Source organism: Pseudanabaena sp. CCNP1317, assembly GCF_034931345.1.
Lineage (GTDB): Bacteria > Cyanobacteriota > Cyanobacteriia > Pseudanabaenales > Pseudanabaenaceae > Pseudanabaena > Pseudanabaena galeata.
Map to the genome: position 1 here is coordinate 1 of NZ_JAYGIF010000127.1, position 7,132 is coordinate 7,132.

The 7,132-nt window shown below is 41.0% G+C and carries 10 protein-coding genes and 2 pseudogenes; 4 read left to right on the forward strand and 8 right to left on the reverse strand.

The annotated features are described in order from the left end of the window. Positions 1–212 precede the first annotated feature (212 nt). From VB775_RS22255 to VB775_RS22280, 6 genes are all read right to left on the reverse strand, one after another. Complete coding sequence (locus VB775_RS22255) at positions 213–560, reverse strand: XisI protein (RefSeq protein ID WP_281009598.1); 348 nt, start codon at positions 558–560, stop codon at positions 213–215. 40 nt (positions 561–600) lie between these two features. After that, positions 601–951 (reverse strand): type II toxin-antitoxin system PemK/MazF family toxin, encoded by a 351-nt coding sequence (locus VB775_RS22260; RefSeq protein ID WP_281009599.1) that lies wholly within the window; start codon positions 949–951, stop codon positions 601–603. Continuing rightward, complete coding sequence (locus VB775_RS22265; protein WP_281009634.1) at positions 938–1,360, reverse strand: hypothetical protein; 423 nt, start codon at positions 1,358–1,360, stop codon at positions 938–940. Before VB775_RS22265 ends, VB775_RS22260 begins: the two co-directional genes overlap by 14 nt. A gap of 109 nt (positions 1,361–1,469) precedes the next feature. Continuing rightward, positions 1,470–1,856, reverse strand: coding sequence for a type II toxin-antitoxin system RelE/ParE family toxin (locus VB775_RS22270; protein WP_281009600.1), 387 nt, complete (start codon positions 1,854–1,856; stop codon positions 1,470–1,472). Next, positions 1,804–2,079, reverse strand: a complete 276-nt coding sequence (locus tag VB775_RS22275) for a hypothetical protein (protein ID WP_281009601.1) — start codon at positions 2,077–2,079, stop codon at positions 1,804–1,806. The genes VB775_RS22270 and VB775_RS22275 overlap by 53 nt, the downstream gene beginning before the upstream one ends. A gap of 96 nt (positions 2,080–2,175) precedes the next feature. Next, on the reverse strand, positions 2,176–4,107 hold the full coding sequence (locus VB775_RS22280; protein WP_342593582.1) for a WG repeat-containing protein: 1,932 nt from the start codon (positions 4,105–4,107) through the stop codon (positions 2,176–2,178). A 122-nt stretch (positions 4,108–4,229) separates the two neighbouring features. Between VB775_RS22280 and VB775_RS22285 the strand changes: the two genes are divergently transcribed. From VB775_RS22285 to VB775_RS26610, 3 genes and pseudogenes are all read left to right on the forward strand, one after another. Beyond that, positions 4,230–4,442: a hypothetical protein gene (locus tag VB775_RS22285; protein ID WP_281009603.1), complete on the forward strand. Its 213-nt coding sequence runs from the start codon at positions 4,230–4,232 to the stop codon at positions 4,440–4,442. Positions 4,443–4,576: 134 nt separating this feature from the next. Continuing rightward, positions 4,577–4,762: a hypothetical protein gene (locus tag VB775_RS22290; RefSeq protein ID WP_281009604.1), complete on the forward strand. Its 186-nt coding sequence runs from the start codon at positions 4,577–4,579 to the stop codon at positions 4,760–4,762. A gap of 18 nt (positions 4,763–4,780) precedes the next feature. Beyond that, positions 4,781–4,969 (forward strand): annotated as a pseudogene (locus VB775_RS26610) (ATP-dependent RecD-like DNA helicase); the annotation flags it as partial. Here the strand turns inward: VB775_RS26610 and VB775_RS26615 are convergent. Further along, positions 4,964–5,224, reverse strand: a complete 261-nt coding sequence (locus tag VB775_RS26615; protein ID WP_281009605.1) for a type II toxin-antitoxin system RelE family toxin — start codon at positions 5,222–5,224, stop codon at positions 4,964–4,966. The pseudogene VB775_RS26610 and the gene VB775_RS26615 overlap by 6 nt on opposite strands. Beyond that, positions 5,225–5,452 (reverse strand): hypothetical protein, encoded by a 228-nt coding sequence (locus VB775_RS22300; RefSeq protein WP_281006111.1) that lies wholly within the window; start codon positions 5,450–5,452, stop codon positions 5,225–5,227. Between the two features lie 180 nt (positions 5,453–5,632). Here VB775_RS22300 and VB775_RS22305 point away from each other — a divergent pair. After that, positions 5,633–7,012 (forward strand): annotated as a pseudogene (locus VB775_RS22305) (AAA family ATPase); the annotation flags it as partial. Positions 7,013–7,132 lie beyond the last annotated feature (120 nt).

The window sequence follows — 7,132 nt, forward strand, 5'->3', positions numbered from 1 at the left end:
TCTATTCCATTTCCCTTGGAAGGTGCTATTTTAATCCCTCTTGATTCGGTATAGCTCAAATGTATGACTGGTCTATATTTGAAGGCTATCTTGCAGGTTTTTACACGTATCCTGTAGCTACCCCTTTTACACCTCCTAAGAGATCTCAAGCGTTTACTAGCTATATATTACACCATATAAATCGCCGTTTTATGATGCGATCATCTCAGAGCTTATGCCAAAGCATATCCAGTATGCTCTCTCACTTGAGGCGGATGAAAAGCTAGGACAATATGATCTTTGGGAACTCCTGCGGCAACCAGTTCATCAGTGATGCCATCTTTGATACCATCATAATGAATCCAGATTTTGTCGTTACGAATTTCGGCATGAACAACGCATCCATGTACTCGCCGACTGTTTTCCCATGCTTCGCGCATCAGCATAAAGTGGTTGCGATCGCGGCTAACAACAACGTAAGCGCTCACATCTCCATAGCGATAGGGAAGATCGGCATAGTATTGGAGCAAAGTTTCTAGGGTTTTGCGCCATGAGTCTAGGGTGTTATCTGTGGTTGCCATTGAATTATCCAACCTTCTTTGATGAGGGCGTTACAGTTGCTTATAAGTTGTGTTCATTTTGGGTCAAATAGTGGGCTAGGTTTACGATAAGGCGGTGATACCTCTCTATGGAAATATTGCCGATCGCTCCAATTACGTTTTTATTAGGGATGACGGTTAGAAAGCTTAGTCGGATAACGGAAGGACTAGTTAAGCCGCTTAATTCAAAGTCAGCATCATTAGGAGAAATGATTTCGTCAAAATTAGGGATATATTGTTTTAGTTGGGTGCTTACTCCACAAACTAAAAGGTCTTGATATTTTGGCATTTTCCTGAGAATTAATGCAGGACGATTTTTAATAGCTCCATTGGATTGTGGAATAGGGGTGAGAATAATTTTACTTTCTTGCATAATTGTTGTTGTGTTCCTTGATTAGCTCTAATGGGTACTCAGGTTCATCTTCTCCATAACACTGTTCTAAATTCTGTAAAGAGAAGGATTCCAGATTATCTTCTTGTTGAGATAGGTTGCTATCAATGTTGATGGAATTAATGATTTGTTGCCAAAGTTCAACGGGGACAATTACATCGATTGTTTTGCCTTCAATGTTGGTGACGTAGCGGATACGGTTATCTGTTAGTGCGTTTGGTGTTGCGATCGCCATGATGATCATCCTCTTATCGTAGTTATATTTTATACCGCCGATCACTAAATCTACAAAGCGATCGCCTCTCATCAAACCCAAACAAAGCCCAATAATCGCGTTGGTACTAAACAATCGGCGATCGCTAGGCTTTAGGATGCTGATTATGATGGTCATTCGCTGTCAATGTTACAGAAAATTGCTGGCGCTCTCAATCAGAAGGTTGAAATTAAGTTTTCAGTGATCGCACCTTGAGACGAGTTGGGTGTAATCGCTGTTTTAAGCTTTATTCATAGTTAGCCAGAATACGGCGAATTTCTGCGGCTGGGATATTTGACTGCTCTGATTTTGAGTAAATCGTAACTAGAAAAACTGATGTAGCTGTTTTGACGTAGTAAATGACTCTGTAACCCGCACTTTTACCTTTTTTGTTGTCTCGATTCTTAATCCGCAATTTGAAAACTGTGTAGCCAACGTTAGCAATTTGATCACCTTGAAAGTTTCCTGCTTGAAGATCGTCAAGAATCGGTTGTAAATCGGCGCGAATGTTACGATATTTTTTCGATAAATTGCGGAGTTTATTTTTAAACTCTTCTGAGAATTTAAGCTCAACTAATGGATCAATCGACATCAATCCCATCCCACAGTTCTGAAATTGGTTTGGTTCTGCCATTCATTACATCATCCCAACCACGCCGAAAACTTTCTATCGCAGGTTCGAGTTCTTGTGCGGTTTCTTGTAAAGGGAGGTTTTGAGTTTTTTGTTGAGTTACGGCAATATCTCGATCTAATAGTTCTCGCAGTTTGATTTTCTCGCGCAGTTCTAGGGAACTCATCATTTCAATGAGAGCTTTAAAAGGAAGAGATAAATTTACTTTTACTTGTGTACGTTTCATACTTGGTTTAGATTGATGCTGGATGATTTGATCGCAGTTTGATGATGTTTGTAGTTTTGGTATTCATAGGCTGTGCTGTCATTCCCATTTCTTCCTTTAATCAACGAAATATCCTTGTTTATTAATGGTTCGCCATTTTTCATCGCCCCATAACTTTTTGTATTTCACTTTTGTATATCCCTTAGAGAACGGCTGAACCTCAAGAAATTTTGGTTTAATAATAATTTTCCCGCATCCGTCGATAAAACCCCATTTTTTATTGGACTCAAAAGCCGCCAAGCCTTCACTGAAGCTAACGAAACGATTATTAAAAATTACTTGTCGCTTTTCATTGACTAATTCTTTTGAAATGAAGTTGCCCTTCTCATCAATAAATCCGCTAGAATTGCCTACCATTGCTAATCCATTTATAAAACCACCTATTTCTTGATAAGAAGGTTCAACAATTAGCTCCCCATCTGTATTTATTAAACCACACTTCTTTTGATTACCTGATATAATTAGCACCTTTGCTAAACCGTTGTAGAATTGATCTATATGATTGAACTGAGGTTCAACAATTATTTTCCCATACTTATTAATTAGCCCATATAATTCGACTCGATTTATTGAGTCAATAGATACTTTAGCTAAATCATCGCAGAATTCATAAATAGCTTTAAACCGAGGTTCAACAATTATCTTTCCAGACTTATCAATTAATCCACACAATCCTCTAGTAGATACTTTTGCTAAACCATCGCAGAATTCATAAATCTTACTAAACCGAGGTTCAACAATTATCTTTCCAGACTTGTCAATCAGTCCGTAATTTCCATCAAAAAATTTTGCTAATCCATCTTCAAAACTCCAAATACTAGAGCAAGTAAGTTTTGGTGCTATCACAAATTCTCCTGTTTGATCAATAGCTCCCCATTTGCCTTTAAATTTTACTATCGCCAAGCCTTCTGAAAATGGCAAAGCTTTGTCAAATAACAATTCAGTAATAGCCTGACCCGATTGATCTTGATAACTAAAGTATCCACTAGGGTAACCATCTTTCCTTTTAACCTCTATAGGTTCAATAAGAGACTGACTTATAATTTCAGATATTACTGAATTTTCCTGTTTTACAACTGGCTTGACTTGGTTATTTGTGACACTTCGATTTTTAGGCTTACCACTAAGTACTTGCAAAATTTCTGAAGCTGATTGATAGCGGGAATTTATACCTATTTCCACCATTTTATCTAGCAGAGTTCCCAATGGCTGGCTTATAGGATTTAGCAAATAATCGCGCCATATCCATCTGTGTTCACCATCATCAAACAAATCAGATGGCTCAATACCTGAAAGAAGATGTAAACAAGTCACTCCTAAAGAATACAGATCGCTATTAAAATTAGTTTTACCCTTAAGTTGTTCTGGAGCAGCGTATCCCAACGTACCTACAACCGATATACCAGTTTTAAACAATGTACTGCCAGTAACCAGCTTTACTATCCCAAAATCAACCAAAAACAACTTTCCATCATTACGTCTAATAATATTCTCTGGCTTAATATCCCGATGAATCACCTGATTATCATGGATATATTGCAACACAGGCAACAACCCCACCAACAACTCCCGAATTTTCGCCTCACTAAAAGCTCCATCTTTCTCCAACTCCTCCGCCAAATTCCCCCCCTTCACATATTCCTGCACCAAATACAACCGCCCATCCTGTTCCAAATGCGCCAACAATTCAGGAATCTGCGGATGCTTACCCAAAATATTTAGCTGCACCGCCTCCTGCTCAAAAAGCTCAGTCGCCTTTTGTAAACCACTAGCACCTTGAATCTGCGGACTAAACTGCTTAATCACACAAGCAGGCTTATTCGGCAAATCTTGATCCACCGCCAAAAACGTCTTACCAAAACCACCCTGCCCAATTTGACGCACCGCCCGATAACGCTCCCGCAGCAACAACTTAGCCCCACAGGACTGACAAAAAGTTACATCTGGATTTTGAGGCTGAGAGCAAACAGGATTAAGGCAATAACTCATGATCGCGGCTGATGCTGTTGAGATTTAGAGACAAAATGATTATAACTGAAATAGTCGTTATGGGGCTGGTTACAAGCATCTTGCTATAATAGCCGCATAACCTAAACTCACCAAAAACTTCTATGCTCTCTCAACAGCTTGAAGACAAATCTCAACATCTGGAAACTAGAGTAGCCGCATTAGAAACAGAACTCGCGCAAATGCGACAAATACTATCTGTATTTGTTCAGAAAAAAACACCTTGGTGGTTAAAAGTCGCAGGTAGCTTTGAAAACGATCCTACCTTTGACGAAGCAAATCGCCTCGGTCAAGAATGGCGCAAATCTGCCGAATAGTTCTCTATAGACAACTGGTCATGTGCTTTGAGATTTGTGATGTGCTGGGATTAGGAACGATCGCTTCACTGGTCTTCATTGGCATGAAATTACGAAGATGTATAATATGACGATATTTATCATCGGTGAAAAATATGACTACACTCCTGCAACAAGCGATCGCTGAAATCGAACAACTCCCTCCAGAACAACAAGATGCGATCGCTAGTCGTTTTCTAGATGAGATACGAGACGAACAAGAATGGCAAATCCGCTTTGCAAACACCACCAACGATCAATGGGATTTCATGGCAGAAATGGTACGTCAAGAAATTGCTTAAAAGAATGTAATTTGGCTTATGCCTGACAACATCGACTACCTCCAAGGCATCATCGAACGCCTCACCTTTCACTCCGAAGAGACAGGCTATACCGTAGCGCGGCTAAAAGTACCCAAGGCTCAAGACCTAATCACCGTAGTCGGTAACTTTGCCAATATCCAAGCAGGACAGACTTTAGCCCTAGAAGGTACATGGCGATCGCTACCGATACACATCTCGTCGATGACCAACCTTAACAACTGTCACAATCAACCGCCGATCCTGTATTTCATAGACAACACGATAGTTACTCAAAACCCGAATTCTATATAAATTACTTTCTCCCTTTAGCTTTTTGCAACCATCAGGGCGAGGATTATCCGCAAGCAACTCAACTTCCGAAATAATAGCCTTGCGTGTAACCTCATCCAACTTGCGAACTTCTCGCAAAGCAGAAGGCTTAAACCCAACTTCGTATGACATCTAACTAATTCCTAATTCCCTTTTTACATCCATCAAAGGGATAAAGCCATCTTCAAGTAAAGCAATTCTAGCATCGGCAAGATCTTCAGCATCTTCCACTTCCTCTAACCAATCGCGTCTCAGCATCAACACCTTGAGAATATAATCTGGGAGAGACACATTTAGCCTTGTAGCTTCCAAAGACAACTCTTGATCTAATGGATTAGGTAAATCTAGCTTGATATTCATACACTTAGAATTTAACTTAGTATATTTTGCAATACAAATTTAAAATGATTATACCTTGGATTGTCTGTAACATAATCGTTTGCGCTGGGTAATTTGAGCGATCGCCAATCAATTGTAGCATCACAACATTTTAGCTAATAATGGTAAAGCGATCGCTACATTTATCCGTCCCTTTGGCTTATGCCTGACAACACCGACTACCTCCAAGGCATCATCGAACGCCTCACCTTTCACTCCGAAGATACAGGCTATACCGTGGCGCGGCTAAAAGTACCCAAGGCTCAAGACCTAATCACCGTAGTCGGTAACTTTGCCAATATCCAAGCAGGACAGACTCTCGCCCTAGAAGGCACATGGCGATCGCATCCCAAGTTTGGCGACCAATTCCAAGTCACTCAATACCGTGAAACTAAACCCGCCACAATTACGGGAATTGAGAAATATCTTGGCAGTGGTCTGATTAAAGGCGTGGGACCAGTCACCGCTAAACGCATCGTCACTCATTTTGGCTTAGATACCCTTGACATCATTGAAAATGAGATTGACCGTCTCATTGAAGTTCCTGGTATTGCCAAGAAACGGGTGAAGATGATCAAAACTGCTTGGGAAACCCAAAAGGCGATTAAGGAGGTGATGGTATTTCTGCAAGGACATGGAGTATCCACCACCTATGCGGTCAAGATTTTCAAGCACTATGGTAATGATTCCATTCAGACAGTTTCCGAAAATCCCTATCAACTGGCTACGGATATCTATGGCATTGGTTTCTTTACTGCCGATCAGATCGCTCGGAATATCGGCATTGAAGTTAGTTCAGAGTTTCGCAGCATTGCGGGTATCTTCCACTGTTTAGGGGAAGCTGCTGAAGATGGTCATTGCTACTTACCACGCCCTGAACTAGAAGAGAAAGCAAGCAAACTACTTGCCCTCGAAGACTATCAACCAAATCCTGAAACTATCTCTAAAATTGTTCTAAGTCTCTCTATCAATGATCGCTTAGTGATGCAGGGATTAGAAGGAGAGTTCATCTGCTATAAACCTACTTACTTCCACACGGAACAAAATCTTGCTGAACGGGTTTATCAACTATTGCAACACAAACATCATCCAGATCCTGAACGGGTCAATGCTTGGATCGATCGCTACACCACCCAAAGAAATATCCAACTCTCGCCCAAACAACGCGAAGCCGTGGAGATGGCGGCAACTTCATCGATGTTAATTCTCACAGGTGGACCGGGGACAGGGAAAACTACCACCACCCGCACGATTGTCGCGCTCTGGAAAGCGATGGGGAAGGAGATTTCTCTCGCTTCACCAACGGGGCGGGCGGCTCAACGATTACAGGAAGTCACAGGCTGTGAGGCTAAAACAATTCACCGTTTTCTAGAGTTTGACCCGAAATCAATGGGCTTTAAACGCAATCAGGAATATCCTCTAACGGCTCAAGCGATCGGTATTGATGAAGCATCAATGCTGGATCTGTTTCTTGCCTTTTCTCTGGTGAAGGCGATTCCCTTGGGCGCTCAACTACTTCTTGTTGGCGATACCGATCGGGTGCGACCTCAATACAATACAATTATTAGACAGCAGCAGGAAACCCATACTGATTGAGATTGTCCCAGAATTGCTCCCAACGAGTAGAAGTTAAAACTAAAGCTCTTAAACTCAAAATTATGC

Bases quoted from the DNA above. Each gene is read 5' to 3' on its own strand.
- VB775_RS22290 (WP_281009604.1), top strand. From the start codon at position 4,577: ATGACTACACTCCTGCAACAAGCGATCGCTGAAATCGAACAACTCCCT.
- VB775_RS22275 (WP_281009601.1), bottom strand. From the start codon at position 2,079: ATGAAACGTACACAAGTAAAAGTAAATTTATCTCTTCCTTTTAAAGCT.
- VB775_RS22285 (WP_281009603.1), top strand. From the start codon at position 4,230: ATGCTCTCTCAACAGCTTGAAGACAAATCTCAACATCTGGAAACTAGA.
- VB775_RS22300 (WP_281006111.1), bottom strand. From the start codon at position 5,452: ATGAATATCAAGCTAGATTTACCTAATCCATTAGATCAAGAGTTGTCT.
- VB775_RS26615 (WP_281009605.1), bottom strand. From the start codon at position 5,224: ATGTCATACGAAGTTGGGTTTAAGCCTTCTGCTTTGCGAGAAGTTCGC.
- VB775_RS22265 (WP_281009634.1), bottom strand. From the start codon at position 1,360: ATGACCATCATAATCAGCATCCTAAAGCCTAGCGATCGCCGATTGTTT.
- VB775_RS22255 (WP_281009598.1), bottom strand. From the start codon at position 560: ATGGCAACCACAGATAACACCCTAGACTCATGGCGCAAAACCCTAGAA.
- VB775_RS22270 (WP_281009600.1), bottom strand. From the start codon at position 1,856: ATGGCAGAACCAAACCAATTTCAGAACTGTGGGATGGGATTGATGTCG.
- VB775_RS22260 (WP_281009599.1), bottom strand. From the start codon at position 951: ATGCAAGAAAGTAAAATTATTCTCACCCCTATTCCACAATCCAATGGA.
- VB775_RS22280 (WP_342593582.1), bottom strand. From the start codon at position 4,107: ATGAGTTATTGCCTTAATCCTGTTTGCTCTCAGCCTCAAAATCCAGAT.